The sequence below is a fragment of the Microbacterium sp. Root61 genome, assembly GCF_001427525.1.
In the GTDB taxonomy this organism is placed as follows: Bacteria; Actinomycetota; Actinomycetes; order Actinomycetales; family Microbacteriaceae; genus Microbacterium.
Map to the genome: position 1 here is coordinate 1,212,486 of NZ_LMGU01000001.1, position 26,369 is coordinate 1,238,854.

General features: G+C 67.1%; 31 protein-coding genes. 19 read left to right on the forward strand and 12 right to left on the reverse strand.

Annotated elements, in window-relative coordinates; translation table 11 throughout:
- Position 1: 1 nt before the first annotated feature.
- Positions 2-2,938 (reverse strand): DUF5107 domain-containing protein, encoded by a 2,937-nt coding sequence (locus tag ASD65_RS05930; protein ID WP_056219781.1) that lies wholly within the window; start codon positions 2,936-2,938, stop codon positions 2-4.
- A 137-nt stretch (positions 2,939-3,075) separates the two neighbouring features.
- Here ASD65_RS05930 and ASD65_RS05935 point away from each other — a divergent pair, with 137 nt between their 5' ends.
- From ASD65_RS05935 to ASD65_RS05965, 7 genes are all read left to right on the forward strand, one after another.
- Entirely contained in the window at positions 3,076-3,942 is an 867-nt protein-coding gene (locus ASD65_RS05935; protein WP_056224532.1) for a helix-turn-helix domain-containing protein, read from the forward strand.
- A 100-nt stretch (positions 3,943-4,042) separates the two neighbouring features.
- Positions 4,043-5,467 carry a threonine synthase gene (gene thrC, locus ASD65_RS05940; protein ID WP_056219784.1) on the forward strand — a complete coding sequence of 475 codons (1,425 nt, stop codon included), beginning with the start codon at positions 4,043-4,045 and terminating at the stop codon, positions 5,465-5,467.
- A 149-nt stretch (positions 5,468-5,616) separates the two neighbouring features.
- Complete coding sequence (cls, locus tag ASD65_RS05945) at positions 5,617-7,098, forward strand: cardiolipin synthase (RefSeq protein WP_056219787.1); 1,482 nt, start codon at positions 5,617-5,619, stop codon at positions 7,096-7,098.
- Positions 7,099-7,226: 128 nt separating this feature from the next.
- A complete protein-coding gene (locus tag ASD65_RS05950; protein WP_056224535.1) occupies positions 7,227-7,568 on the forward strand; it encodes a YciI family protein in 342 nt (113 codons plus the stop codon).
- Between the two features lie 205 nt (positions 7,569-7,773).
- On the forward strand, positions 7,774-8,763 hold the full coding sequence (locus ASD65_RS05955) for a hypothetical protein (protein WP_056219790.1): 990 nt from the start codon (positions 7,774-7,776) through the stop codon (positions 8,761-8,763).
- Positions 8,764-8,866: 103 nt separating this feature from the next.
- Complete coding sequence (locus ASD65_RS18705) at positions 8,867-9,310, forward strand: helix-turn-helix domain-containing protein (RefSeq protein WP_082561587.1); 444 nt, start codon at positions 8,867-8,869, stop codon at positions 9,308-9,310.
- A gap of 117 nt (positions 9,311-9,427) precedes the next feature.
- On the forward strand, positions 9,428-10,252 hold the full coding sequence (locus ASD65_RS05965; protein WP_056219796.1) for an MBL fold metallo-hydrolase: 825 nt from the start codon (positions 9,428-9,430) through the stop codon (positions 10,250-10,252).
- Positions 10,253-10,272: 20 nt separating this feature from the next.
- Here ASD65_RS05965 and ASD65_RS05970 read toward each other — a convergent pair whose 3' ends face one another.
- The gene (locus tag ASD65_RS05970) at positions 10,273-10,653 is read right to left on the reverse strand and encodes a hypothetical protein (RefSeq protein ID WP_056219800.1); all 381 of its coding nucleotides are present in this window, start codon (positions 10,651-10,653) and stop codon (positions 10,273-10,275) included.
- A 71-nt stretch (positions 10,654-10,724) separates the two neighbouring features.
- Here ASD65_RS05970 and arr point away from each other — a divergent pair, with 71 nt between their 5' ends.
- The 4 genes from arr to ASD65_RS05990 all read left to right on the forward strand — a co-directional run bounded on the left by arr (position 10,725) and on the right by ASD65_RS05990 (position 13,164).
- The gene (gene arr / locus ASD65_RS05975) at positions 10,725-11,135 is read left to right on the forward strand and encodes an NAD(+)--rifampin ADP-ribosyltransferase (protein WP_056219803.1); all 411 of its coding nucleotides are present in this window, start codon (positions 10,725-10,727) and stop codon (positions 11,133-11,135) included.
- A 39-nt stretch (positions 11,136-11,174) separates the two neighbouring features.
- Positions 11,175-11,690 (forward strand): DUF2087 domain-containing protein, encoded by a 516-nt coding sequence (locus tag ASD65_RS05980; protein WP_082561588.1) that lies wholly within the window; start codon positions 11,175-11,177, stop codon positions 11,688-11,690.
- Positions 11,691-11,723: 33 nt separating this feature from the next.
- A complete protein-coding gene (locus tag ASD65_RS05985; RefSeq protein WP_056219806.1) occupies positions 11,724-12,578 on the forward strand; it encodes a PHP domain-containing protein in 855 nt (284 codons plus the stop codon).
- Between the two features lie 148 nt (positions 12,579-12,726).
- Positions 12,727-13,164 carry a VOC family protein gene (locus tag ASD65_RS05990; protein ID WP_056224540.1) on the forward strand — a complete coding sequence of 146 codons (438 nt, stop codon included), beginning with the start codon at positions 12,727-12,729 and terminating at the stop codon, positions 13,162-13,164.
- Between the two features lie 30 nt (positions 13,165-13,194).
- On the opposite strand, the gene ASD65_RS05995 is transcribed toward ASD65_RS05990, so the two are convergent.
- Complete coding sequence (locus ASD65_RS05995) at positions 13,195-13,395, reverse strand: hypothetical protein (protein ID WP_056219809.1); 201 nt, start codon at positions 13,393-13,395, stop codon at positions 13,195-13,197.
- Positions 13,396-13,671: 276 nt separating this feature from the next.
- On the opposite strand from ASD65_RS05995, the gene ASD65_RS06000 reads away from it, so the two are divergent.
- Both ASD65_RS06000 and ASD65_RS06005 read left to right on the forward strand, forming a co-directional pair.
- Positions 13,672-14,169 (forward strand): hypothetical protein, encoded by a 498-nt coding sequence (locus ASD65_RS06000; RefSeq protein ID WP_056219812.1) that lies wholly within the window; start codon positions 13,672-13,674, stop codon positions 14,167-14,169.
- Positions 14,170-14,230: 61 nt separating this feature from the next.
- Positions 14,231-14,590 carry a DUF7882 family protein gene (locus tag ASD65_RS06005; RefSeq protein WP_056219814.1) on the forward strand — a complete coding sequence of 120 codons (360 nt, stop codon included), beginning with the start codon at positions 14,231-14,233 and terminating at the stop codon, positions 14,588-14,590.
- A 42-nt stretch (positions 14,591-14,632) separates the two neighbouring features.
- Here ASD65_RS06005 and ASD65_RS06010 read toward each other — a convergent pair whose 3' ends face one another.
- From ASD65_RS06010 to ASD65_RS06020, 3 genes are read right to left on the reverse strand one after another with little or no spacing between them, the layout of a single operon-like run.
- Complete coding sequence (locus tag ASD65_RS06010; RefSeq protein ID WP_056219817.1) at positions 14,633-14,959, reverse strand: DUF7882 family protein; 327 nt, start codon at positions 14,957-14,959, stop codon at positions 14,633-14,635.
- Between the two features lie 47 nt (positions 14,960-15,006).
- The gene (locus ASD65_RS06015; RefSeq protein WP_056219819.1) at positions 15,007-15,216 is read right to left on the reverse strand and encodes a hypothetical protein; all 210 of its coding nucleotides are present in this window, start codon (positions 15,214-15,216) and stop codon (positions 15,007-15,009) included.
- A 17-nt stretch (positions 15,217-15,233) separates the two neighbouring features.
- Entirely contained in the window at positions 15,234-15,578 is a 345-nt protein-coding gene (locus ASD65_RS06020) for a hypothetical protein (protein WP_056219822.1), read from the reverse strand.
- A 166-nt stretch (positions 15,579-15,744) separates the two neighbouring features.
- Between ASD65_RS06020 and ASD65_RS06025 the strand changes: the two genes are divergently transcribed.
- The 3 genes from ASD65_RS06025 (at position 15,745) to ASD65_RS06030 (ending at position 17,098) form a co-directional block, all read left to right on the forward strand.
- The gene (locus ASD65_RS06025; protein WP_056219825.1) at positions 15,745-16,008 is read left to right on the forward strand and encodes a DUF6458 family protein; all 264 of its coding nucleotides are present in this window, start codon (positions 15,745-15,747) and stop codon (positions 16,006-16,008) included.
- A gap of 2 nt (positions 16,009-16,010) precedes the next feature.
- Entirely contained in the window at positions 16,011-16,169 is a 159-nt protein-coding gene (locus ASD65_RS19180) for a hypothetical protein (RefSeq protein ID WP_200948627.1), read from the forward strand.
- A gap of 125 nt (positions 16,170-16,294) precedes the next feature.
- Positions 16,295-17,098 (forward strand): DUF1206 domain-containing protein, encoded by an 804-nt coding sequence (locus tag ASD65_RS06030; RefSeq protein WP_056219828.1) that lies wholly within the window; start codon positions 16,295-16,297, stop codon positions 17,096-17,098.
- A gap of 68 nt (positions 17,099-17,166) precedes the next feature.
- Here the strand turns inward: ASD65_RS06030 and ASD65_RS06035 are convergent, their stop codons facing one another.
- Positions 17,167-17,961, reverse strand: a complete 795-nt coding sequence (locus ASD65_RS06035; RefSeq protein WP_056219830.1) for a patatin-like phospholipase family protein — start codon at positions 17,959-17,961, stop codon at positions 17,167-17,169.
- 450 nt (positions 17,962-18,411) lie between these two features.
- On the opposite strand from ASD65_RS06035, the gene ASD65_RS06040 reads away from it, so the two are divergent.
- A complete protein-coding gene (locus tag ASD65_RS06040) occupies positions 18,412-19,086 on the forward strand; it encodes a response regulator transcription factor (RefSeq protein ID WP_056219832.1) in 675 nt (224 codons plus the stop codon).
- The gene (locus ASD65_RS06045; protein ID WP_056219836.1) at positions 19,083-20,267 is read left to right on the forward strand and encodes a sensor histidine kinase; all 1,185 of its coding nucleotides are present in this window, start codon (positions 19,083-19,085) and stop codon (positions 20,265-20,267) included. The genes ASD65_RS06040 and ASD65_RS06045 overlap by 4 nt, the downstream gene beginning before the upstream one ends.
- A 38-nt stretch (positions 20,268-20,305) precedes the next feature.
- Here ASD65_RS06045 and ASD65_RS06050 read toward each other — a convergent pair whose 3' ends face one another.
- Positions 20,306-21,247 carry a LysR family transcriptional regulator gene (locus ASD65_RS06050; RefSeq protein WP_056219839.1) on the reverse strand — a complete coding sequence of 314 codons (942 nt, stop codon included), beginning with the start codon at positions 21,245-21,247 and terminating at the stop codon, positions 20,306-20,308.
- 70 nt (positions 21,248-21,317) lie between these two features.
- Here ASD65_RS06050 and ASD65_RS06055 point away from each other — a divergent pair, with 70 nt between their 5' ends.
- Positions 21,318-23,051, forward strand: a complete 1,734-nt coding sequence (locus ASD65_RS06055; protein ID WP_056219842.1) for an FAD-binding protein — start codon at positions 21,318-21,320, stop codon at positions 23,049-23,051.
- Between the two features lie 131 nt (positions 23,052-23,182).
- Here the strand turns inward: ASD65_RS06055 and ASD65_RS06060 are convergent, their stop codons facing one another.
- The 4 genes from ASD65_RS06060 to ASD65_RS06075 all read right to left on the reverse strand — a co-directional run bounded on the left by ASD65_RS06060 (position 23,183) and on the right by ASD65_RS06075 (position 26,272).
- Positions 23,183-24,175 carry a hypothetical protein gene (locus tag ASD65_RS06060; RefSeq protein ID WP_156378787.1) on the reverse strand — a complete coding sequence of 331 codons (993 nt, stop codon included), beginning with the start codon at positions 24,173-24,175 and terminating at the stop codon, positions 23,183-23,185.
- A gap of 77 nt (positions 24,176-24,252) precedes the next feature.
- Complete coding sequence (gene arfB / locus ASD65_RS06065) at positions 24,253-24,690, reverse strand: alternative ribosome rescue aminoacyl-tRNA hydrolase ArfB (RefSeq protein ID WP_056219848.1); 438 nt, start codon at positions 24,688-24,690, stop codon at positions 24,253-24,255.
- A 66-nt stretch (positions 24,691-24,756) separates the two neighbouring features.
- On the reverse strand, positions 24,757-25,701 hold the full coding sequence (locus ASD65_RS06070) for a hypothetical protein (protein WP_156378788.1): 945 nt from the start codon (positions 25,699-25,701) through the stop codon (positions 24,757-24,759).
- Positions 25,691-26,272 (reverse strand): RNA polymerase sigma factor, encoded by a 582-nt coding sequence (locus ASD65_RS06075; RefSeq protein WP_056219854.1) that lies wholly within the window; start codon positions 26,270-26,272, stop codon positions 25,691-25,693. Before ASD65_RS06075 ends, ASD65_RS06070 begins: the two co-directional genes overlap by 11 nt.
- Positions 26,273-26,369 lie beyond the last annotated feature (97 nt).

Genomic DNA, 26,369 nt, shown 5'->3' on the forward strand with positions numbered 1-26,369 from the left:
TCTACTCGCGGGCGAACAGCAGCAGCTCGGGCAGGCTGGTGGCGAAGTAGTCCGTGACACCATCGTCTCGTCGCGTCGCGGGCGGAACGAACGGCGACCGGGTCTCACCGAGATTCGCGGGCGGATCGCAGAGATCGCGCCCCCGCGCCGACTGCACCGCGTCCCAGGCGGCGAGGACCTTCCCCTCCCCGCCCTCCCACGGGTGGAAGCGCCGGTCGGTGAGGATCTCCTCCGCGCGATCGATGGCGCCCTCCGCGACCAGGAGCTGGAGGTACTCGATCGTGAGGTCGTCTCGCGTCAGCACGAGCGACTCCACCGCGCGGAGCCGTGCCAGCCGCTCGGCGACCGACTGGCCGAGCCGACCGGCGAGCTGGTCCTGCTCGTACCGCAGGCGCGCATCCTCCGGCGCCAGCGCGATCGCCTGCGCATACCGCCGCCACGCGGCCTCGTCGTCGTGACGGATGTTGTACTCCGCGAGCGCCGCGTTGCGCAGCAGCACAGGGTCGGACCCGCCGAGCTCGATCGCAGCATCCCAGTGCTCGACTGCTTCACGGCGGCGACCGTGCGCGTACAGCAGCATGCCGAGGAGCGCGTGCGCGACCGGGTCCGCGGGTTCCGCGGCGAGCGTCGACTCCAGGGCGTCCAGCGCATCGAGACCGTGGGGGAAGGCCCAGGTCGGATCGGTGGTGCGTGCCGCCGCACGGTGAGCCGCGGCATCTGTCAGCGCTCCCTGATGCTGGAGGATCCCGGCGGCGACGTAGTGAGCGACCGGCCTCAGGTTGCCCGACGCGGTGACCGGCACTGCGACGGCCTGAGCGAGCACCTCCAGCGCGGCGTCGGTCGCGCCGGCATTGCGGAGATCGAGCGCGACGTCGAACAGAAGCCCGGCGCCCGGGCCGACGTCGACGCCGGCGAGCACCCGCATCGTCGCATCGAGCGGATCGATCCGCAGCGCGTCGAGAAGAAGTCGACGGGCGGATGCCTCATCCCCGAGGCGCCGCAGGATGATGGCGCGCAGGGCGATGCGGCGGGTGTCGTGGGCGACCACGCCGTCGAGCGTGTCCAGCACCCGCAGCGCTGACCGGTTCTGCCCCCGGAACGCGAGGGACTCGGCCAGCGCGAAGCCGGCGGCAGCGGCCCACGCGCCGTCCCACCCCGCCTTGCCGAACGCCTGCTCCGCCTCCGTGGTACGCCCGAGGCGGCGAAGGACGAGACCGCGCAGGTAGAAGCCCTCCGCGTCCTGGGGATTAGCGTTGCGTCGCGTGAGACGGGCCAGCGCGATGTCGATGCGTGCCAGCGCACTCTCGTAGAGGCCGAGTCGGTACTCGCGGTCGGCGAGCGCGAGGTTGACGCGCACGTCGGCGGGATCGCGCTCGAGCGCGACGTTCCAGTACAGCAGCGGTGACCGCGTCGGGTGCCGGTACTGGCTGAGGTGGAGGCCCGTGAGGTACAGCTCCTCGACGGACTCGATCGCCTCGGGCAGCGGCGGCTCGTCCGCCACCCACGACTCCTCATCCGCGACGACGGTGGGCGTCCACCGCACGAGCAACCGTCCGTCGCGATCGAGCAGCTCGACGCTGAGGTCCTCGTCGGCGGTGACGTCGGCCTCGATGGCCGCGGGCTCCCCCGGCGTCAGGTCCTGGGTCCGGCTCGCGACGACCTCGCCTCCTTGTCGGACGCGCAGCGTTGCCCGGGGCTGAGGTCCGGTCACGGCGAAGGTCGCGACGAGGCGGGGGCTGCGCTCGACGTGCACCGCGGCATCCGGAGTCGCCTGGTGCGCGGTGCCCATCGCCGGCACCGGGTACCAGTACTGCGAGAAGACCTTTGTCTCGCCCGGGAGGATCCACGTGAAGTCGGGCTGGTTGTCGGTGTAGACGCCCGCCATGAGCTCGATGTACGGGCCGTCGCCGTCGGTGAGCTGATCGTCCCAGGCGTGGCCGAACGGAGCGTCGCCCCACGTCCACAGCTTCTTGCCCGGCGACACCCGGCGTTCCGCCCAGTGCACGAACCCGGCACCGGCGGCATGGTCGTAGCCGCCGAAGAAGTCCTGCTGCGAGTCGACGATCATGTACGAGGTCGGCACCGGGATGTTGCGATACCAGTCGATGCGGTGTGCGTCCGGCTCGTCCTCGGCGCGCGCCGGGTAGTCCACGCCGTAGTACGACCGATCCGCACCCGGGAACGCGGTGAGGGCGCGGCGCGCGTGATCGGCGACGTAGCGGACGTCCTCCGGAAAGAACGACTGGTAGTCGTCGTGCACCCGGGCAGCCGCGTTTGCCCACCACAGGAACGTCTGGCGCTCATCGGTGCGGTTGTGCAGTCGCACCACCACCTCCACGACGGAGCTGTCGGGGCGCAGCCGCACCCCGTGCTGCCCCGACATGCGGGCGAACGGATCGTGATCGTGGCACCACACGGTCACGGAGCCGTCCGCGCCGTTCTCGATCGTCGTCTGGACGGGCAGGTACGTCGCCGGCCGATGGTGCTGCGGCCAGTTGAACTCGACGCCGCCGCTGATCCACGGACCGGCGAGCCCTACGAGCGCAGGCTTGATGACGTTGTTCCGATAGAAGAAGTCGTGCCCGGTGATCTTGTCGTACCCGATGTGGATGCGGCCGCCCAGTTCGGGCAGCACGACGAGTCGCACGTAGGCGTTCTCCAGGTGCACCGCCTGCCAGTCGCGGAGCACGGGCTCGTCGGCGACGCTCTCCGTGAACGGAATCGGGTAGACCTTGCCGCTGGAGCCCTGGTAGACGCGATGATCGAAGAACATCGGATACGCACTCGGCGTACCCGCCTCGTACGTGCGGATGGTGAGGGCCTCGCTCCACGCCACGGCGGCGCCGTTCTCGAGCACTGTCCGCAGCTCAGCGGGCGGATCGGGGAGCGTCAGTTCGTCGTACGCGGCATCGCGCGGGTCGTTCAGCTCAGCGGTCATCGCCGACTCCTTGGGTACGTCCGGCCGACGTGGTCGGCCGGAACAGAGGAAGGACCCGCCGAGCGAGCCACTGTCGACGCTAGGAGGTCGTCGGCCGGTTGGGTATGGTCAGATCGACGAATGATATGGACGAAACGATGACACCACCACTGCCGGAGTATCGCACCGAGGGCTTCGCGGATCAGCGCCTGGGCGTGCTGCCGCGGCCCCAGGCCGACGCGGCACTGGTCCGACCCGGAACCCGGCGGCTGCTGGTGACGGATGCCGGGTTCTTCCCGGTCGCGCGTGGCCACCGGCGGTTGCGGGCCCTGGGTTCGGCCGAGACGATCGTGATCGTCTGCGTGGGCGGTCGGGGCACGGTCGCGTTCGGCGGAGAGGGGTTCCTGTTGACCACGGGCGTCTGCATCGCGATCCCCGCTGCGACGCCGCACGAGTACCTCGCCGATCCGGAGGATCCATGGACGATCTGGTGGCTGCACGCCCGCGGCTCCGACGTCGCCGAGCTCACCGCACACGCCACGGCGCCGGCCCGGCTGCGCACACTCGATCGGGTGGTCGCCCTCTTCGATGAGCTGGTGAGTCTGATGGAGCGTCGACTCTCTCCCGCGCAGCTGCTGGCCGCCTCGGGAGTCGCCTGGAACCTGCTCGCGCGCATAGCGGCCGACGTCGTGCTGCCGGCGGAGGGTTCCGCTGTGGAGCGGGCCATGCGGTACCTCGAGACCCGGATCGACGGCGAGATCCCCGTTGCGGAACTAGCGGGCATCGTGGAGGTGTCGCCCTCGCACCTGAGCGCGCTGTTCCGCCAGGCGACCGGAGGCGGACCGGGTGCATTCCACACGTCGCTGAAGATGGCGCGCGCGCGGGAACTCCTGGATACCAGCGCGCTGCCCGTCGGCGAGGTCGCCTCCGCCGTCGGGTACGCCGACCCGCTGTACTTCTCGCGACACTTCCGCCGGCTCCACGGGGTGAGCCCATCGACGTACCGGGCGCAGCCCAAGGGATGAGGCACCCGCTGTCTCCGGCGTTCAATCGCCGTTCGTCCCTCGCGCCCATACGATGGAGAGCAACGAACCGGCACCCCAGAGAAAACCGAGGCTCGGGATCTTGCAGTACATCTCCACACGAGGCGATTCGCTCGGGCAGTACTGTGACGTCCTGCTGGAGGGGCTCGCGCCCAACGGCGGCCTCGCCGTTCCGGAGCAGCTCCCCCACATCGACGCCGCCACACTCGAGCGTTGGCGCTCCCTGAGCTACGCCGAGCTGGCCACCGAAGTGATCGGGCTCTTCGCAACCGACATCCCGCGCGAGGATCTCGCCCGGCTGTGCGCGGCCGCGTACGGCGGCGGCACGTTCGCGGCCGACGAGGTCGTGCCGCTCCGCGACATCGGAGAGGGCATGACGCTCGTGGGTCTGTCCGAGGGGCCGACTCTCGCGTTCAAGGACATGGCGATGCAATTCCTCGGCGAGGCGCTCGAGTACGTGCTGGCGAAGTCCGACCGCGTCCTGAATGTGCTCGGTGCGACCTCGGGCGACACCGGTTCCGCCGCAGAGCATGCCCTGCACGGCCGCGACCGGATCTCGATCTTCATGCTGTCGCCGCAGGGGCGGATGAGCGCCTTCCAGCGCGCGCAGATGTACTCGCTGCACGACGACAACGTGCACAACATCGCCATCGACGGCGTGTTCGACGATTGCCAGAACCTCGTCAAGCAGCTCGCCTCCGATCTCGATTTCAAGCGGGATCACAGCATCGGCGCGGTCAACTCGATCAACTTCGGTCGCATCTCGGCCCAGATCGCGTATTACTTCTGGGCGTGGCTGCGGGCCACCGATGCGCTCCCCGCGCAGGACCGCACCGGTTTCGAGGTGTCGTTCGCCGTCCCCTCGGGCAACTTCGGCAACATCCTGTCGGGGTACTACGCGAAGCGCATGGGGCTTCCCGTCCGCAAGCTCGTGCTCGCCTCGAACGAGAACAACGTGCTGGACGAGTTCTTCCGCACCGGCCACTACCGCCCGCGCTCGGCCGAGCGGACGCTCGCCACCTCGAGCCCGTCGATGGATGTGTCCCGGGCGTCCAACCTGGAGCGCTTCGTCTTCGACCTGCTCGGACGCGACCCGCAGCGCACGGCAGCGGCCTGGCAGGAGCTCGACACTCGGGGTGAGATCGACCTCTCGTCCGAGCAGCACCGGCTGCTGCCCGAGTTCGGTTTCGTGAGCGGCACGAGCACGCACGAGGACCGCCTCGCCACGATCCGCACGTTCTTCGAGAACAGTGGCGTGACGCTGGATCCGCACACCGCGGACGGCGCGAAGGTCGCACGCGACCACGTCGAGCCCGGAGTGCCGATGCTCGTGCTCGAGACGGCGAAGCCGCAGAAGTTCGCGGACCTGATCGCCGAAGCGCTGGGCACGCCGGAGGAGATGGATGCCGCCACCCGCGCGCTCCTGGACGCTCCGCAGCGCGTGACCGACCTGCCCGATGACGAGCAGGTCCTCCGCGCCTACATCTCGGAGCGCGCACTGCACTGAACCGGGAGATCTGGGTACCCGACGCACGATCGCGTGGCCCACTCTTCGACGTCACCCCCCGCGGATGACGCCGATACGTCACGCGCATCGATAGCGTCATCCTCAACACCGTGCACGTACCCCCTGCCCTCACACCCGATAGGAGCACGATGGACGGCGTAGTCCTCGCCAACGTGATCTGGGCCGCCGCCGTCCTGGCGGACCTGGCGATCAAGATCCTCGCGCTGATCTTCATTCCGCGAAACCGCAAGCCGACCGCCGCCATGGCATGGCTGCTCGCGATCTTCCTGATCCCCTTCATCGGGATTCTGCTGTTCCTCGTGATCGGCAACTTCACTCTGCCGAAGAAGCGCCGCGACGAGCAGGCGCGTATCGACGCACTCATCCGGGACCGGGCCGCGAAGGCGCCGGGCGGCGTGATGGCGGATGAGTCGACCTGGCCGCGCTGGTTCCAGCGCGTCGCCCAGCAGAACGAAGACCTCACCGCACTCCCGGCGGTGTCGGGCAATCGCGCCACCCTGTACGGCGACTACCAGGCGTCGATCGATGCGATGGCGACAGCCATCGATTCCGCGAAGAACTTCGTGCACGTGGAGTTCTTCATCGTGTCGTGGGACGACACCACGCGGGGGTTCTTCTCCGCGATGGAGAGCGCCGTCGCGCGCGGAGTGACCGTGCGGCTGCTCGCCGATCACATCTCCTCGGCCAAGATGCCGCGCTCGAAGGAGACGTTCGCGGAGCTGGACCGGATCGGCGTGAAGTGGGCATGGATGCTGCCGGTGATGCCGTTCAAGGGCAAGTACCAGCGCCCCGATCTCCGCAACCACCGCAAGATCGTGGTCGTCGACGGAACGGTGGCTTTCATGGGGTCACAGAACCTCATCGATCGCACCTACAACTCCGAGAAGAACATCAAGCGCGGACTGAAGTGGCAGGAGCTGGTGACCCGGCTGACCGGCCCCGTCGTGGCATCCGTCAATGCCGTGTTCCTTTCCGACTGGCTCATCGAGACCGACGAGAACCTCATGGACACCGAGCACGTCCGCGTGTCGGAGATCCCCGTCGAGACCGCATCCGACGCCGTCGTCTGCCAGGTCGTGCCGTCCGGGCCGGGCTATCAGACCGAGAACAACCTGCGGCTGTTCCTGTCGCTCATCTACGGCGCGACCGAGAAGGTCATCCTGACCAGTCCGTACTTCGTCCCCGACGAAGCCATGGTCTACGCGATCACGACCGCCTGCCAACGCGGACTCGAGGTGCAGCTGTTCGTGTCGGAGATCGGCGACCAGGGCCTGGTCTACCACGCGCAGCGCTCCTATTACGACGTGCTGCTCGAGGCGGGCGTGAAGATCTTCCTCTACCCGGCGCCGTACATCCTGCACTCCAAGCACTTCTCGATCGACGACAACATCGCCGTGATCGGGTCGAGCAACATGGACATCCGCTCGTTCAGCCTCAACATGGAGGTCTCGCTGATGGTGCTCGGCGAATCGTTCGTCGCCGGCATGCGACAGGTCGAGCAGGGATACCGGGATGCCGGACGCCAGCTCACCCTGGAGGAATGGCGGAAGGAGCCGGCCAAGGCCACGTTCCTCGACGGGATCGCGCGCCTGACGTCCGCCGTCAACTGACGCTCAGCCGGTCACCGTAGCTGGGGCATTGGCGGTGCGTCATCGGGCGCCCACCCCGGTCGATCTGGCGGAAGGACGAACGCATGGGCGAGGATGGTCCGGTCTAGAAGCGCGAAGAGGAGTGGATGATGACGAAGTACCTGATCTCGTTCCCAAGTGCCGCGATGGTCATCCCCGACGGAGAATTCCAGGCCGTCTCGGATGCCTCGCACGCGGTCGTGCAGGAAGCGAAGGATGCCGGAGTCTGGGTGTTCGGCGGCGGCATCGATGAGAGCATCCCACCGGTCATGGTCGACGGCGACGGCACCGTCACCGAAGGCACCTACCCTCAGACGAGGCAGCTCGAGGGCGGGTACACGGTGCTCGAACTGCCGTCCCGCGAAGCCGCCCTGGAATGGGCCGCGAAGATCGCCGTCGCGTGCCGGTGCGCCCAGGAAGTGCGGGCGTTCCAGTACGACCCGGAGAGCTGACAGCGAGGTTCCGCCGCCGACCTGGAACTCTCCGATCTCGGTCAGGCCATCCGCTTGATAGACCGGGATGAGATGCACCACGCCGGCGTCCTCTGACTCGTCGGCTGCGCTCATACTCTGAATTGTCCGACAGACGATCGAGCGTTACACGCTGATTCGAACTCAACCGGCCCGGGCGATTTCCACGAGATGCAAGTATGGGGCGATGGAGTCAGCGGATGAATCGCCCCAGCTCGGTGACATCGACATTGATCGTTCGGCTCTCACCCAGGACGGATTCCCGCTGGCGGCGCTGGCGAGCGAACTCGGGTTCCTGGTAGACGAGCAGTCAGCGGTCGACGCGCCTTCTGAGGGCTGGCGGGTGCTGAAGCGCCCGTCTGCAGGAGGATTCCTCCTGCTCGGCTCCCCCACTGATGCCGCGCTTCAGACGTGGCGACTGGCGCAGGTGAACACCGGGGCAGCCGACGCCATCGCGCAGGTCATTCCCGGCACAGTGTCGCTCCGCAAGAGTCGCGCGGAGCGACGTAGCAGTCTGGAATTGCGCTGGCCGCCCATGATGACGACGACGGATGCGGCCGCCGACGAATACGTCATCGACATCGTGAACACGGGCGATACTCGCTGGATTCCGGATGGCGATGGGTTCCACGTCGTGGGCGTGTTCACCGAGCCCGGCACGACTGACTTCGGTTTCAGCTGGGCCAGTATGGGCCACGGTCCTGCCGTTCCCCTCGACCCCGGCGAGTATGCCCGTGTGTCCGTCGCGCTCAATCAGGGAACGCGGGCTGACCTCGTGCCTGGGCGGCATGATCTTCACGCCATCATGGTCGGGCTGAATCTGCGCCCCGAGCACCCCCTGGCCGTCGACCTATCGAGCGCGCAGATCGCCCGGTATCGAGAGCGTTGGCGGGGCCGGTCGTCCAGCCCGGACGATCGGCGGCGCATGCTCGACCTCCAGGTGCAGCGGCTTCGCGCACAGATCGCCGCGGGTGCTTCATTGGTCGCGGTGGCCGAGATGGTCGCCGCCGCGGAGTCCGACGCCGAAGCCGTCATCAGCCTCGCGACGCTGCTCGACTGCGACGAGGCGTCGGCGCAAGCGGTCTACGACTCCGCACTGCGCGAGCTGCGTCCCGGATACGCGCCCACGCTCGAGGAACGACTCACCGAGACCACGCGGCTCCGCGACGCGGTCTGACTTTCCCGAGAAATTCTTCGAGCCGTTCTGTAAGGATCCGCTTCCTGCGGCCACTGACCAGTTGAGGATCATTTTTCTCGGACGGTCAAAGGAGACGCGCACGATGGAAGCGACAGCATCCGTTTCTATGTCGGATGGACGCTCAGCGGCGTCGCACGCGGAAGCGTCGATCCAGCCGCCGGACGCACTTGTTCGGGCGATGGCGATCGCCGTGATTCGTACCAGACACCGCGACCCGTCGTTCTCGGTGGAGGTACTCGCGCACGAGCTGCATGTATCGGTCCGCCACCTGCATCGATGCTTCGCCGGTCATGAGTCCGTGGGGCGTCTCATCGCACGCAGCCGTGCTCTTGCGGCGGAGATGCTCCTCATTCATGATCCGGCTGCATCCAACGGGGAGATCGCGTTGCGCGCCGGCTTCTCAAGCCCTGCAACGATGCGGGCACACCTTCAGCGCCACACCGGGAACACCCCGCGCGAGTTGCGTCAGGCGCTGACCGCGACCGGCCGCGACGCGGGCTCGGCGCCTGCGTCCTCCGCCGCGTAGTCGAGAGTCGGGAAACGCAGGGTCATTGATCCCCGCGTTGCCTCGACCCGTTGACGTGCCAACCGCCACGCACTACCGTCTCGACACGCGGGAGCATCGCCGTTGGGAGGCATCACAGTGCTGAATCAGGTCGCCGAGGGCGTGCTCGTCCACGAGAGCGAATTCATCCAGAGCAATGCCGTCGTCGTGCGGGGCTGGGCCGGAGTTCTGCTGATTGATCCGGGCATCACGGTGGACGAGATGGCCGACCTGGCGCACGACCTTCGCGAGCTGGGTGAGCCGGTCGTCGCCGGATTCTCGACGCATCCCGATTGGGACCATCTGCTCTGGCACAGCTACTTCGGCGACGCCCCACGCTACGGCACCGCCCGCTGCGCGGCATCCATCCGGGAAGTGCTGACGCACGCGGACTGGAAGGACCAGGTCGCCGAGGGGCTGCCGCCGGAATACGCGGACGACATTCCGATGGAACAGCTCGGCCTCATCACCGGTCTGCCCGACGGCGCCACGGAGGTTCCGTGGGACGGCCCGACCGTCCGGATCCTCGAGCACCGGGCCCACGCGCCCGGGCACGCCGCGCTGCTGATCGAAGACAGTCGGGTCCTCGTCGCCGGCGACATGCTGTCCGACATCCTGATGCCGTTCCTCGACCTGCAGGCGGAGCATCCGCTCGAGGACTACTTGGCCGCGCTCGACCTGTTCGACAGCGTGGTCAACGAAGCGGATGCCATCATCCCCGGGCACGGATCCGTCGGTGGCGACGGGCAGTTGAGAGCACGCATCGACCTGGATCGCGCCTACGTGCAGGCGCTGCGAGACGGGCGCGATCCCGAAGACCCGCGCGTCGGCCCCTCGGCGCCGCTGGAGTGGCTGGGCGATATCCACGAGTGGCAGGCGCAACGGATCGCCGAGATGCGAGCGGAAGGCGGGACGCCCGAGTAAGGCCGTGCAGCGGGGCCGACCTATCGGTTGAGCAGGTCGACCTCGGCGATTCTGTCGAGCCGTGAGAGCAGCATGTCGCCGGTGCTGGCCATCGCCGATGTCGCGTTCAAAATGATCACGATCGCGATGATGCTCACGACCACGATGGTCGCGATCGCGTAGCGCCGTGTCACGGTCAGGACGACGATGGTGATCGCACTCAAAATGACGATCGTCTGACCGGCTACGGCGCCGAAAGCCATCCGCATCGCGCTGTCGACGGTGAGTGGACCCCAACTGTTCGTCGCGACACTCAGCACGATCGGGATGACGATGACCCCGGCGATGAAGACGCCCAGGCGACTGATGCGGTAGCGGGCCTTCACCTGCGCGGGTTGCTCCGTCACAACGGGTGCGGTCATGTCTCGACCATAACGAGGCCGCTGCGGGTGCGCCAGCGTCGCGAGGTGGGAGATCCGCTTAGGCTGTCGCAGTGACTCACGCACTGGATGAGGGGCCGTTCTTTCACGGCACGAAGGCGGACCTGCACGACGGAGACCTCCTGACCGCGGGCTTCCGGTCGAACTACCGCCCTGAAGTCGTGATGAACCACATCTACTTCACGGCTCTTCCCGACGGCGCCGGCCTCGCGGCCGAGCTTGCGCCGGGTGACGCTGCTCCCCGTGTCTACATCGTCGAGCCCACCGGGCCGTTCGAGAATGACCCGAACGTGACCGACAAGAAGTTCCCCGGCAATCCGACGCGCTCCTACCGAAGCACTGCGCCGATCAAGGTCGTCGGTGAAGTCACCGACTGGACCCGGTTGACGCCCGAGGCTCTCCAGACGTGGCGCGAACGACTGGCCCTGCTCCGCGCCGACGAGCGCGGCGAGATCATCAACTGACAACGCGACCGCTGTCGACCCTCGCCATACGCTGGCACCATGACGAACCCCGACTCCAACGCCTGGCGTCCGATCGTCGCGCTCCTCGCGAGCGCCGATGCCCGGACTGTGTACGCGCAGATCGTGCTCGGCGTTGTTCCGGATGCCGGCGCCGTCAGCCCGTCCAAGCGGGTGCGGATCCTCGGTCAACTCGAAAGCGCGGGTCTGGTCCGCCGTGACGGCGACGACGTCGTCGCCGTCGATGAGCGCCTGCTCGCATTGCTGAAGCAGGATGCTGGACACCGACCGCGCACCGGGCCGGAGAAGTTCTTGCGGCGCGACGGCACGATCGACCGGTATCCGACCAACCATGGCGAACGGGTGGCGCTCCTTCGCTTCATCGCGGGCCGAGCCGTGGCTCCCGCGGAACGACTGGCCGAGGGTGAGCTGAACGAACGGCTCGCGCCGTTCGATCCGGACACGGCCCGGTTGCGTCGATACCTCGTCGATTTCGGCATCCTCGAACGCACCGCATCCGGTTCCGAATACGCGTGGCCCGACAACGCCCGAGGCTGAGCCCGGGCGTGCCTGAGGACTAGTCTCGGCGAGATGACGACCTTGCCCGCCGATTCCCATGTCCACAGCGAGTGGTCGTGGGACAGCGGATCGGATCCCGCATCCGCGGGGTCGATGAGCCGCATCTGCGCCCGGGCGGTGCGGATCGGGCTGTCGGCCGTCGTCTTCACAGAGCATCTCGACCTCGAGGACTCCTGGCGCGTCGATGACGGCGACATCGGTGACCACGGCCAGAAGTACGTCGACGACGCCGGATACGTGCGGCTCCCGCCCTTCGATGTGGCCGGGTATCTGGAGGCAATCGACCGCTGTCGTCACGAGCATCCGCAGCTCCGAATTCTCACCGGTGTCGAGTTCGGGCAGCCGCACCTGTGGGACCGTGACGCGGCCGCGCTGCTGTCCAGCGGCGTGATCGACCGCGTCAACGGGTCGCTGCACATGCTTCCCTTCGAGGACGGCGACCGGACCGAGCCGAAGACGCTGTACCGCCATCGGCCGGCGGATGACGTCATGTGGGCGTATCTGGAGGAGATCCCCCGGATGGTCGACGGATCGGATTCATTCGAAGTGTTCACGCACATCGACTACGCGGTGCGTTCATGGCCGGTCGACGCCGCCGGACCGTTCGATCCGCGACGGTTCGAAGGGGGGTTCCGGGCGGCGATGCGCTCGATCGCGGGCTCGGGGCGTGCGTTGGAGATGAATACCCGGCGCCTCTGGCCGTGGATGCCGCAGTGGTGGGCCCAAGAGGGTGGACGCGCGGTGACGTTCGGGAGCGACGCGCACGGATCCGAGTCGCTCGCCGCGAACTTTCCGGAGGCGATGGCGATGGTCGAGTCTTTCGGCTTTCGTCCGGGCGCACGCCCCGAGGACTTCTGGACCCGCTGAACCGGCTTCATGCTCGCGTTCGCCTCATTCGCGACGATTGGCGCTGTGTACACCGTGGTGTTCGCCCGCGATGCTGCTCTCGACAGACGACGTGAGCACACCGGCGCTTTGCTGGAGGACGTCGGCACTTCTCGGTAGCGTGCACGGCATGGCCATCAAACTGGAGAACGTCGGCATCGCCGTACGCGACCTCGAAGCAACCATCGCCTTCTTCACCGACCTCGGTCTCACCGTCGTCGGCCGCGACACGGTCAGTGGCGAGTGGACCGACACCGCGGTCGGGCTGGACGGCAACCATGCCAACATCGCGATGCTCCAAACGCCCGACGGGCACGGGCAGCTGGAGCTGTTCGAGTACATCCACCCCGATGCGATCGAGACGCACCCCACACTTCCGAACGAGATCGGCATGCACCGTGTTGCCTTCTCCGTCGACGACATCGACGCCGCGCTGGAGATCGCCGCGAAGCACGGCTGCTACCCGCTCCGGGGCGTCGCCAACTACCAGGACGTCTACAAGCTCACATACCTCCGCGGTCCCAGTGGCATCCTCGTGATGCTCGCGCAAGCACTGCAGAAGAGCTGACCTTGACTGCGATGCCCGATTGCGCGCAACTTACTCCGACCGGCGTCGGCGGGCGATCCCGATCCAGATCAGCGCCACTCCGGCCAGGAGAACGATCGGACCGATGACGGCCCACATGGTGGACCCGCTCATCGCCGACCCACCCAGCACGTTGAGACCCTGCAGGGTCCACACCAACCCGACGGCGATCAGGAGCACGCCGGGAACCACGAACGGCCAGATTCGTTTCATGGGCGTCACTGTAGTCCCGTGGCGGCCGTAACGGATCCCCACGCGCGACCCGACTGGGGCGGTGCAAGTTCAAGCCTGTCAAGCCCCTCCGTCCGCACCCGCGCAACGCATAGTCCTCCGGCAACACGACTGACGCGCTCTCACGTCGCCCTTTCGCAGATGTAGCCACGGCCCCTTCCGCTGTCAACCCCCTCTGCTACGACGCATGACTCCCTGTTTGCTGAACCAAGAAGACGCGTACGTCATACGCGCCCCTCGCACCGTGAGGAGGAGGAAATGACGGACTCCAGACCACATGGACGCTATGTGCCGACGACGACGCACGCGGAGTGGGGAGCAGGCCGGCCGCATCTACTCGTCTCGCGGGAGGAAGGCTGGTTCCGGTACGAAATCACCGACGAGCTGGTCCGTATCGGGTCGTCTGCTGAAAACGAGCTCCAGCTGACCGAGATCGACCCGCACCACGCGAGGATCACGCACGACGCTCGCGACGACTACGTGCTGACCATGCTCGGCCCAGGAGAGATGAACGCAAACCCGAACATGACCGAGACGACGGACGATCACTCGGAGATCCTCCGGACGGGAGCGCGGTTCACGGCTGGGCCGTGGGCGCTCGTGTTCGTCCGCGATGAGTTCGCCGACCATGGCAGGCCGTACGGTGGCCGCCAGGGCGGGGAGTTCTCCGATCAGCCGTCGCAGCCCGCACGCCCCGACTACCTCCATCCGGATCACGTCGATTGGCCCAGGCGCTTCGAGAAGCCGGTCGATTAGAGCCTCAGCCGGACCGCCTCCGATCCCGCCACTCGACGGATCGAAGCAGTACGGTTGAGGCATGGGCACGATCTACTACGGCGGCTCGGAGACGGCCATCCATATCGAGGATCGGGCCCTGGCTCATCTCAAAGTGGTGATCGCGACGAAGCTCCGGCGCGGTGAGAGCTTCACGCTCTCGTGGCGGCACCCGGACGATGAGCCGCGCGGGCGCAGCACGGTGTGGCTGCATCCATCCATCCCCCTGCGGTTCGTCTTCGACGACCCCGAGCCGGCCGAACTCAGCCGCGAGTGGATCGAAGCGCTGGCGGTGTCGGCGAACTCTTCTGGCGGGATCCTCCTCGTCGCAGAGCAATCGCAGACCGGCCCTTTGTCCCTCGGCCTCGAGCCCGCTGCGGACGACGCTCAGCCGACCGAATAGCCGCGGCAGCCTTCGTCGGCTGCGCCCGCGAACCGGGAGGAGTCAGGCCGTCGGGTTCTCCCTCGTCGTGACGCCCTCGGCGGGCTCCGGGGTGATGACCAACCCGCTCGGGCTGCTCGCGGAGATCATCAGTTCCTCGATCCATTCGCGATTGAGCGCGGGAGCCCGGCTCCCGAAGAAGTGGAATTGGAGCGGGACGGATGGATGCATCCAGAAGCTCCGGCGTCCGCTTCCATCGCCGATCTCCACGTCGAACATGAACGATTCCGAACGGCGCAGCTTGTTCATGACCACGACCCGGAGGTGCGCAAGCGTTCGGTCATCGATGTCGACCGCGTTGCCCATGGTGTCGTAGATGAATCTGCCCATGGGCGATGGTATCGCGCGGCGGTGAGCGATCACGCCGCCGCATGCGCTCAGTCGACGGGCTCGATCTGCGTTTGGATGAACAGTCGATCTTGTTCGCTGAGCTGAGCCCCGTCGAGGAGACGGCGTCCGGTCACCATATGGATCTCGTCCCGTACATGCTCAGGCAACGGGTCCGTGATCGCCACGAGAACCGCGTGTTTGGCGCCGATCGAGAGGTACGGCCACCACTCGTGGGCATCGCTGGTATCACTCGTCATGTCGGGCCGCCCTTTCGCTAGCCGGCATCCATCACGTCGAAATCCATCTCAACATCCGCGACCGCGGATCTCACCCGCAGTGGCGTCGGATGCAAGAACTGGCGGATTCTTCGGCGCATGTACGCGACGGCTTCTCGGCTCTCCGGAACCGGCACGGACGAGTTCGTCGATTCGACCATCAGCACGCTGGAAGCGTTCAGAAGGAATGCCGCATCGATGGTGTTTCCGTCAGGGCTGATAGCGCGCACCGTGACGGCATCGGCCGCAGAACTGTCCGCCAGCAGACACGCGTACTCGAGCAGGCAATCGGCTGCCTCGTCGTCCATGAAGAGGGACCTCTCGGCGAAGGTGACGTGCTTCATGCGGCGAAACTACGCGCCGCCCGCCGATCCGGGTAGGGCCTTGACACAACGCGATCTGCTGCACCTGCGGGTCGGATGCGACTGTTGTCAACCCCCTATCGCCCCTGCGTGTCGGTCGCCACGATGGTGTTTCGGGGCAAAATCCACCCTTCTGAAAGGACGAGTCATGAGTATCGGAGCAGGCATTGCGCTCTTCGTCATCGGAGCGATCCTCACCTTCGCCGTCAACGTGCAGGTCGAGTGGGCGGACCTCGATCTGATCGGCTACATCCTGATGGGAGCGGGGGTCGTCGTCTTCCTCCTGGGCATCATCTTCGTCATGCGCCGGCGCCGGTCAGATACCGTGACGCGTACCGCCGTCGACCCGGTGGCAGGCGAACGCGTGACTCAGCAGTCCACGCGCACGACTCCGGACCAGACGGAGCTCTAGCGATGGCTTCAGATCGAGAGCGCTCGGGCGCCGCCCCCGTCGAGCCCGACGACGAAGCGCCCACCGGTGGCGATCAGACCACCGAGGAGCAGTTGCGGGCCGACAACGAGGTCGAAGAACAGACCCTGAAGACGCTGGATCCCGATGCCCCGCCCGCATGAGGAGCGCGGGCCGGACACGATGGAGGCTCCGATGACGAAGAGAATGAAGGATCAGCAAAGACGAACGGCAACGAGGTCGCGGTAGACGGCGAATGAGAGCGGATGCCGCGTCTCCCGGTGGACGCATGAAGGAGGACGTCCGCCACGCCGCCCGCAAGGCGGAGTCCTCGCGGACGCTGCAGCTGTTCGCCAGAGCCGGCTACGTGGCGAACGGCGTGGTGCACATCCTCATCGGCGTGATCGTTCTCGTCGTGGCGTTCGGCGGCGCAGGCGAGTCCGATCAGGCGGGTGCCTTCAAGACGATCGCCGATGCACCGTTCGGTTTCGCCGTGCTGTGGATCCTCGCGATCGCGCTCTGCGCGCTGGCGGTGTGGCACATCCTTGAAGGGGTGCTCGCACGAAGGGACAGCACCGCGGCGAAGTGGGGCGCTCGGCTGTCCGAGTGGGGGCAGGCCGCCGTGTTCCTGGCGCTCGGTGCACTCGCAGTGTCGGTCGCGCTCGGCGCGCGTCCGGACCCAGACGAAGCGGCGCAGAACGCCAGTCGCGGCGTGCTCGTGATCCCCGGCGGCGTCTTCGTGCTGGCAGCGGTCGGACTCGGCACCGCCATCGCGGGGGTGGTCTTCATCGTGATGGGTGCACGTCGCAGCTTCGAGAAGCGCGTGACGATCCCGTCGGGGCCGGTCGGCCGAACCGTCGTCGTGGTCGGCGTCGTCGGATTCATCGCGAAGGGTATCGCGCTGCTGATCGTCGGGGTCCTCCTCCTCGTGGCCGCGGTGCAGGTCGATCCGAACGCAGCAGGCGGACTGGATGCCGCGATCTCGGCGCTCATGGGCCTGCCCTCTGGGCCCTGGCTGGCGGGTCTGGTCGGCGCAGGACTCTGCGTCTACGGCCTGTTCTGCGTCATCCGCGCGCGTTTCGCCCGGTTATGACGTCGCCGTCGTGAGGCCCGGCCGACTCTGGCTTGCCCGCCACGGCACCGGTCAGCCAGTACTGCCCGCTACTGCGCGAGGGCGGGTGCGATCCGATCAGCGACGCCGGACACCGACAGCGCGACCTCGGCGGCCCGCCGTCCCTCCGCGATGAGGCGCGGCACGTCGGACATCATCCACTGCGCCATCCCCTCCATCTCGGGCTGGATCAGCACCACCGACGGATCGTTCACCAGATCCGCCGTGCGGGTGACGGTGCGCATCATCCGCACGTTCTCCCATTTCGCGTGCAGACGCACCACGATCACGCGTTCGGCGCCGAGCTCACGCGCCGCCGCGACGGGCACGTTGTCGACCATGCCCCCGTCCGCCAGCAACTGACGGCCGCGACGCACCGGCGGGAGCAGGCCCGGAACGGCGATCGACGATCGGAGGGCGACGCTCAGCGGCCCATGATCGATCGTGATGCCTCGGCGTGTGCGCAGGTCGGTGGCGTACGCGCCGAACCGACGGGGTAGGTCTTCGATGAGCGGGTCCGAGCCCAGCGCATCGATGACGGCGTCGGTCACCACTCGCGTATCGAGCAGTCCCCAGCGCGGGCTGAACGACCACCGGGCGATGTGGCTCCACCGGAACGTGGCGACGGCGCGTTCGATCGCAGTGAGGTCGGATCCCGCCGCGTACGCGGCCGCGACCAGGGCGCCCGAGCTCGTGCCGGTGGCGATGCCCGGACGGATGCCTCGTTCGGCCAGGACCTGCAGCACGCCTACGTGGGCCGCGCCGAACGCGCCTCCACCGCCGAGCACGAGACCCAGAGCGGCGTCGTCGCCGCGTACGTCGATGTCGTTGTTCACGTTCGTCACGTCACTCCCCCAGGTGTTGCGGCCACAGGGAAAGTACCAAAGCCGACCCCGCAGTAACTGACCGAAAGCCATGCGGAGGCTGAATGCGGGTCGAGAGCGAGAGTTCGATCTGGTCACGCCGCTGCCGTCACCGATCGTCGGGCGCTGGTGCGAGGGGCGCTCTCCGTCTGAGGAGTTTTCTCCCTTTCGTGCCCGTGCCGTGTTTTCTAGAGTGATGTCACCCGACCGGACGACCCGTGTCTGCTCCGGCGGTGAAGGGGTGTCTTCCTTTTCAGGAAGGCTGTATCGGCGACGAAGCTGACTTCTGGCTCTGGGGGCTGGATGCGCGTGCGTTCTCGTTCGCGTCCCTGAGTCGGGCATTGGGGGTGCCTGACCTTCTTCCTGACGGTCGGCGACGAGGCGAGTGCTTCGCGCCGACCGTCAGTCGTGGTCGATAGACTGCGGATCGCTATGACCGATGAGCGCGCCATTCGAGTCCTCGTCGTCGAGGATCAGTCGCTCTTTCGTTCGCTGCTGTGCGACCTCGTCCGCCACGAGGACGGATTCGAGCTGAGGGGTTCGGCTGAAACCGTCGCCGACGCACGTGCTCTCGCTCACGCGACGGCCGTCGACGTGATGCTGCTCGATGTCGACCTGCCCGATGGCAACGGATTCGCGCTGGCTCGGTCTCTGCGCGTGCGGCAGCCTGACTTGGGCATCGTCCTGCTGTCGGGCCACGACGTGATGGAGCTCCTCCTCGGCCTTCCCGACGACGAACGAGTCGGCTGGAGCTACCTGTCGAAGGTGTCGTCGACCTCCCGCGCGACGCTGCTCCGAGCGCTGCGCGCGAGCGCGCGCGGCAACAGCATGCTCGACCCCGAGCTTCTCTCCCGACGCGTGCCGCGGAGGGGAACCGCCCTCGCGGACCTCACACCGCGACAGCTGCATGCACTCCGGCTGCTCGCCGAAGGCCTCTCGAACGCGGCCATCGCGCACGAGATGTCCATCTCGGCGCACTCTGTCGACAACCTCCTCAACGCGGTGTACGCAGCCCTCGGCGTTCGAGACGACGGCCGCCTCAACAGCCGGGTCGCGGCAGCTCTGCACCTCGTGCGCGACGGCGCGCAGGCGGGCCCGCCGCGGTGAAGAAGACCGAGTGGATGCCGCAACCGGCGGCTGATCGTCGGGACGACAGGCGCGTCTTCCTTCTGACCGCCGGGGCGCTACTGGTCACGTTCAGCCTCGGGGCGACGTTGCAGGCGGTCTTCGTCTTCCGGCCGGAGCGGCTGTCGCTGCTCGACCTCGCCGCCGATGCGCCACTTCTCCCCCACCGGTTCTTCGCGAATCTGCTCGCCGTCGCCGTCGTACTCGGGGTATCCGCGGCGGTACGGCTCAATGAGCTCCGCACGACCGCCCGCATCGTATCGATGGTGGTTCTCGCCGTGTCGGTCGCGGTGCTGCGGCACATGCTGCAACTGGCATTGGGCATCTACTCCGATCCACCGGTCGAGATCAGCACGGTCGAGATCGCATCGGTCGCCGTGATCGTGTTCCTCTCGCTGGCGATCGCCGTCGTCCAGGTTCAGGCGCGGGGACGGTTGCGTGTGCAGGAGCGCACAGCGGCGGCGCAAAGGCAACGGGCATCGGCCGCACTCGCGGAGCTGACGACCGAAGAGGTCCGCGTCCGGCGGGAAGTGGCGGAAGGACTGCACGGAACGCTGCAGGGGCGCCTGGTCATGAGTCAGGCGCGGGTGGCCGGCATGCTTCGACGAGGACGCTCGGGCGGCTGGTCTCGCGACGCGCTGGGCGAACTCGAGGAACTGCAGCAGGAGCTGGAAGACATCCGCGAACGAGACATCCGCGAACTGAGTCAGCTCATCTACCCGGTCGGAGTGGACGTCAGCGTCGCCCACTCCGTCCACACGCTCGTACGCCGGATCCCGGCCGACATCGCCGTCGTGGCCACGATCTCGCCGGAGGTCGATCGTGCGTTGGGTGGTGCGGCACCCGACGTGGTCAGCGAGCGCATCGCCATCGTGCGCGCGGTCGAAGAAGGCACGACGAACGCGCTGCGCCACGGCGCCGCGACGGAGATCCGCATCGACGTCCGCCTGGTGCACGGGCCGGAGATGGCACGTACCCGGGTGAGAGTGGATGACGATGGTGTCGGAATCCCCGAGTCGCCGCGGTGGAACGGTCTGAAACGCATCGCAGAACGCCTTGAGGTCCACGGCGGGCGGGTGGAGCTCACCGCCTCGCCGCTCGGCGGGGCGAGGCTCGAGGTGGAGCTGGATGGAGGACGTGGCGCGGTCGCGGGCGAAACGTAGACGCGGACGGCGGTCGACAAGCGCGCGACATCACGACATCACGCGCCGGCACCCACGTTGCGCATGGTTGCTCCCGATCTGGCGGCCAGCCCCGTTGCGGTGGCGGCGATGGTCCGCCGCATGACCTCCACGGCGATCGTAGGCGTGAAGTCCGCCGGGTGGGCGATGCTGATCGTGCGAGTGAGTCTCGGCTCCGCGAGCCGCACCGACCGCAACCCCGGCCTATCGATGAGCACCATCGCCGGGACGATCGCCACTCCGAGCCCGCGCTCAACGAACCGAAGCACGGCGTCCATCTCCGCGCCCTCGACGACCACGTCAGGGGTGAGACCGGCCGCGAGAAACGCGGCATCCGTTGCGCTGCGCAGGTCGTACGTCGAGCTGAAGACGATCTGCGGCAGATTCGCGACTTCCGCCAGGCCCACCGCGTCGCGGGTGGTGACCGGCGGCGCGTTGCTGGATGAGATCACCACGAGTTCTTCGACCAGCAAGGGCGTCACGGTGAACCGCTCCGACGACGTCGCCGTCGACGTCGTGATCAGTGCCAGATCCAGCTCACCGCTCGCCAGTTCATCGAGCAGGCGTCGTGATCCGTGCTCGGAGAGATGCAGATCGATCGCGGGATAGGACGTGTGGAAGGTGTTGAGCGCTTCGGCGACGAGGCTGATCGACAGGGTGGGTGTGGCCCCGAGTCGCACTCTCCCCCGCTGCAACCCCGAGAGCTCGGCCAGCTCGCGCCGAATCGACTGCGCGTCGGACAGCATCCGCCGGGCCAGAGGCAGGAGCGATTCACCGGCGATCGTGAGCGTGCTGCCTCCGCGGGAACGGCGGAAAAGCTCCGCGCCGAGGTCCTGCTCGAGCGCAGCGATCTGACGGCTCAGGGAAGGTTGGGCGAGATGCAGCCGCTCGGCCGCGCGGGTGAAGTTCCCAAACTCGGCGACTTCGACGAAACTGCGTAGCTGTTCCAGGTTCACACCTATACGTTATCGCTATCGAAACGACCAGATATATGCATTGGAGTAATCGCACAAGCCTGCCTACCGTGGAGGGATGCACACCTCAGAACGACAGATCTCGACCACAGTCCTGGTCATCGGCACCGGCGGTTCCGGCCTCCGCGCGGCGATCGAGCTCGACGAAGCCGGGGTGGACGTACTCGCGCTCGGGAAGCGCCCCAAGTCCGACGCCCACACCTCCCTCGCGGCCGGCGGCATCAACGCCGCGCTCGCGACGATGGATGCCGAGGACAGCTGGCAGCAGCACGCCGCCGACACGCTCAAGGAGAGCTACCTGCTCGCCAATCCGCGCACCGTCGAGATCGTCACCTCAGGAGCCGCGCGCGGCATCGACGACCTGGAGCGCTACGGCATGCCGTTCGCGCGCGAGGAGGACGGCCGGATCTCGCAGCGGTTCTTCGGCGCCCACACCTACCGCCGGACCGCGTTCGCAGGCGACTACACCGGGCTGGAGATCCAGCGGACGCTGATCAACCGTGCGGCGCAGCTGCAGGTGCCGATCCTCGACACCGTCTACGTCACACGCATCCTCGTGAATGAGGAGGGTGCGGTCTTCGGGGCGTACGGCTTCGACCTCGAGGATGGAACGCGCTACCTGATCCATGCCGACGCCGTCATCCTCGCTGCCGGCGGCCACAACCGCATCTGGCGGCGCACATCCTCTCGACGCGACGAGAACACCGGCGACTCGTTCCGCCTGGCCGTCGAGGCGGGCGGTCGTTTGCGCGACCCCGAGCTCGTGCAGTTCCATCCGAGTGGCATCATCGAGCCCGAGAACGCGGCGGGCACCCTCGTATCCGAGGCCGCCCGCGGCGAAGGCGGCATCCTGCGCAACGGCCTCGGCGAGCGCTTCATGCACAAGTACGACCCTGAACGGCTCGAGCTCTCCACTCGTGATCGCGTGGCGCTCGCCTGCTACACCGAGATCAAGGAAGGACGCGGAACCCCGAACGGAGGTGTCTGGCTGGATGTCTCGCATCTCCCGCGAGAGACGATCATGACGCGGCTACCCCGCGTCTACCAGACGATGCTCGAACTCCAGATGCTCGACATCACGACCGATCCGATCGAGATCGCACCCACCGCGCACTACTCGATGGGCGGAGTGTGGGTGCGTCCCTCCGACCACTCCACGGACGTGCCCGGGCTCTACGCCATCGGCGAGGCATCCTCGGGCCTGCACGGGGCGAATCGGCTGGGCGGCAACTCTCTCATCGAGCTGCTGGTGTTCGGTCGCATCGTCGGCCAGGCTGCAGCCGACTACTCGGCCGCATTGTCGGCGCAGACCCGCTCGGCGGCAGCGGTCGAAGTCGCCCGGGCGGAGATCTCCGACCTGCTTGCGGCATCCGGCACCGAAAACGTGCGCGCGCTGCAGCGTGCCGTCCGCAACACGATGACCGAGCACGCCGGAGTCGTGCGCGACGAAATCGGATTGCTCACCGGCCTCGCCGAACTGGACGCGATCGAGGCTCGCATCGCCGACATCGGCGTGCACCCCGACATCGCCGGCTATCAGGACCTCGCACACGCCTTCGACCTGAAGTCAGCCGTCCTGGCGGCGCGGGCCACCCTCGAAGCCGCGCTGGAGCGGCGGGAGACCCGCGGCTGCCACAACCGCAGCGACTACCCCGAGATCGATCCGGAGCTGCAGGTGAACCTCGTCTGGTCGCCCTCGACCGGCATCGTACGCGAACAGATTCCGCCCATCCCGGCCGAGATCGCCGATCTCATGCGGGAGGTCTCCGTGGTCGGCAAACTCGTCGAATAGAACTGCCCCCTCAGAGGATCCCCCGCCAGCGTGCAGACGCCGCCACTCGCTTCGGTCGATGACGGCGAGCGATCCCGATTGCCGGTGCGGTCGGCGAACCAGTCGTCATCCCTGGGTGAGATTGCGAAGACCTATCCGACGTCGGACGGATCCCGGGCGCTGAAGAGCCCCAGGATGTCATCGACGGTCGCGAGGGGCTTCCGTTTGGCCGGGTCGATCACCCACGCGGTTTCGTGAAGGAAGTCGGCCGGGCGAGCCTCGCTCCACAGCCGGCATCGGATCGTGTCGAAGGTGTTCATCGTGACCCCCAATCCGTTGTACTCGGACGGGAAGACGGCGCTGTAGGTCTTGTGGTGGAGGCTGGGGAACGACGCCCGATAGTGCTTGTTGTAGATCGGATCGAACATCCGGATGGTGGCGGCCTCGGCCAGTGCGATCAACGTTTCGCGATCGAAGCGAGGATTCGCTCCCGCCCACACAGCCTCTGCATCGAGTTCTCGCTCGCTGTCCTGACCATGGATCACCGACACGGTGTTGGTCGCACCGAACTGCATCGGAATGACCCACAGCTCGTAGCCGGGAGCGTGGTCGACGTGGTCGGCCAGTATCTGCTGGAGCTTGCTGTGCGACAGCAGGCGGCGCTCGGTGACACCTTTGTCGTCGTTGCTCTTGCCCACGTAGAGCACTTCGAGGTCGAGCAGCGTCTCATCGACGATCGGTGCCTCCGCCCGTGCTTGAGGCCGTTGAAGCTGGACGAGTGAGCCATCGAGCGTGAGCAGTTGGCCCGCACGACCCTCGGCCAGTCGCTCATCGTTCGTGTCGTGAATCTCGAAGAAGAGCCCGCCATCTTCGAGAAGGAACTGACCCTGGAAGCCCTCATATATGAGGGTGACGGCATCCCCGTCCGGGTTCTCGATGACGACCTGCAGGTCACCGGCGTCATCCGCGACCTCGACGATGGACAGACGCGGCCTGCGGGCAACGAGGTAGAGCGGAAAGTCCTCGAGTTCCGGCGATTCGGTCAGCGCGCTCGCGAGTTCACTGGGTGCCAGGCAGACGGCATCCGTCATGCCGACGATGAAGGTCTGCTCAATGGGGAAACGAAAGGAACTGGGTGATGCCACGCATGCACATTAGCGCGCATGACAGCGCGCGCGACGTCACGGCGCTGGGCTGACCAGGCGACCCAGCTGCTCCCCCATCAGTCCCGGGGTGGCCGACGCAGCTGCTTGATGTCGGTGCGCTGCTTCTTCGCCTTCAGCCGCCGTTCCTTGCCGCCCCGACTCTGCTTGGTCGGTCGCCGTGTCGGTGGGGGCGGCTGCAGCGCCTCGCCCACGAGGGCCGCGAGCCGGGCACGTGCGGCCTCGCGGTTGCGCAGCTGGGCGCGATGCTCGGATGCTGCGATCGTCAGCACGCCGTCCACCAGGCGGCCGCTCAACCGCTCGAGAAGCCGCTCCCGCTGCGTTGTGGAGAGCGCGGCCGAGCTCGCAGCATCCCAGACGAGTTCCACTCGTGAATCGGTGGTGTTCACGCCCTGCCCACCCGGGCCCGATGACCGCGAGAACCGCCACGACAGCTCGGACTCGGGGATCGTGACGCCGGCCGAGACCCGAAGTCCGGGATTGTGGACGGCAGGCATGGGTCCATCATCCTCCGCGGGCACGTGCGGTGGTAACGGATGCGGGTCGGTCCGAGACAGCTGGGCCTATTGGCAGTCCATTGGGCTCACCCCAGCGGCTTCGAGTTGGGCGAGCTTTTCGGCCAGCGTGCTGGCAGGAGCAATCCCCCGCGCGAGAAGACACTCCCCCATGACGTGGGCCGTATACGACGTGTCCTCGTTGGCGACCTGCCATGCCCCGTCGACCTGTTCGAACTCGCGGCCGTAGCAGCGCGGCGACGCCCCATCCGTTTCCGATTCCTGCGTCGTTGAGTACTCGATCACCGTCTGGTCGAGGTCAACGAAGGCGAGGGGAAATCCAGCTTCGGACATGCAGGCGGAGAACCGTTGGTAGGCAGTGACGTACTCCTCGCGGGTCACGACTCCGTCCGCCAGCGCTGCGGTCTGTGCCGCTGACGGGATAGGAGGCGCCGGCTCGGCCGCCCACGTGCCCCAGATCGAGTACTGCGCGGAGCTCTCGATGGTCAATGAGTGGGCTTCATCGCCGGAAACGCGGAATTGACCGCCGCCACCGCCGAATGCACTCGATGCTGCGTCCGAGTCGCAGGTCGTCGTCCCACGCGTGCGTTCGTCTCCATCGAGCGTCGTCACGATGGTTCCGGCATCGAGGCAGCGGAGCCGGTAGATGAAGTCCGTCGCCCCCTGGGGTGGAGTGCCGAGTTCCAACACGGTGCGGCCAGATCCGGCGTAGGTGAACGGCGTTCCGAGAGGCTTCGCATCGCCCATGGCGGCTTGCCGGGCAGACGTGTCCACGGCGACCACGGTGGTCCCCGATTGGTCGTTGGCCAGTGCAACAGCCGATACCGCGCCCCCCGTCAGCGCACCCGCCAGGGTGAATGCGGCGACAGTGGCGATGACCGCGCGTCGGGTCATCCGGGTGCGGGGATGGCGAGCTGTTGCGGCATCGGACGTACTGACCAGCATTGCGCGGAGAGCTTCATCACGAACGCCCGGCGTGGGATCAGGATTCATAGCTGACTTCTTTCGTGCGAGTTTCCGGGCCAGCAAGGCTGATGGAAAGCAGAGTGCGCAGGCGGGCTTTCGCGCGTGAGAGGCGGGACTTCACGGTCCCAGAGGGCACTCCGAGAGCTTGAGCGGCCTCGCGCTCGGAGTACCCTTCGATCACGCAGAGCGTGACGATGCGTTGGTCGTTGGCGGAGAGCTGCGACAGCGCGCGCTCCACGTCGGTGTATCCCTGGTCAGTGGCGTGATCGGGCACGGGTTCGGGCGGAGGCAGGCGGGCGAGCGCCTCTCGGTATCGACGCACCCCACGGGTGAGGTTGCGGCTGGTGTTGGTCGCCGTCAGCAGGAGCCACGGCAGCATCGAGCCATCCACGAAGCGAACGCGGTCCCGATGGCGCCACGCTTCGAGAAAAGTGATCGCGACGACGTCCTCCGCATCTGCGAATGTCGGCGCGAGCCGCAGACTGTGCAGCTGTACACGGCGTCGGTGACGATCGAAGAGACGACCGAACGCGTCACCGTCGCCCGCGATCGCCTTCTCCCACTCAACCTCGTCAACGGGCGCGGTCGGAGCGTTCATAACCATTAGTGTCCGCTCGAGCGCAATCGGTTCCAACTCGAACGTGGAACCTGAGCGGATTGCGAAGGGGCAGTGGCTCCCCGTCTCGGGCAACACC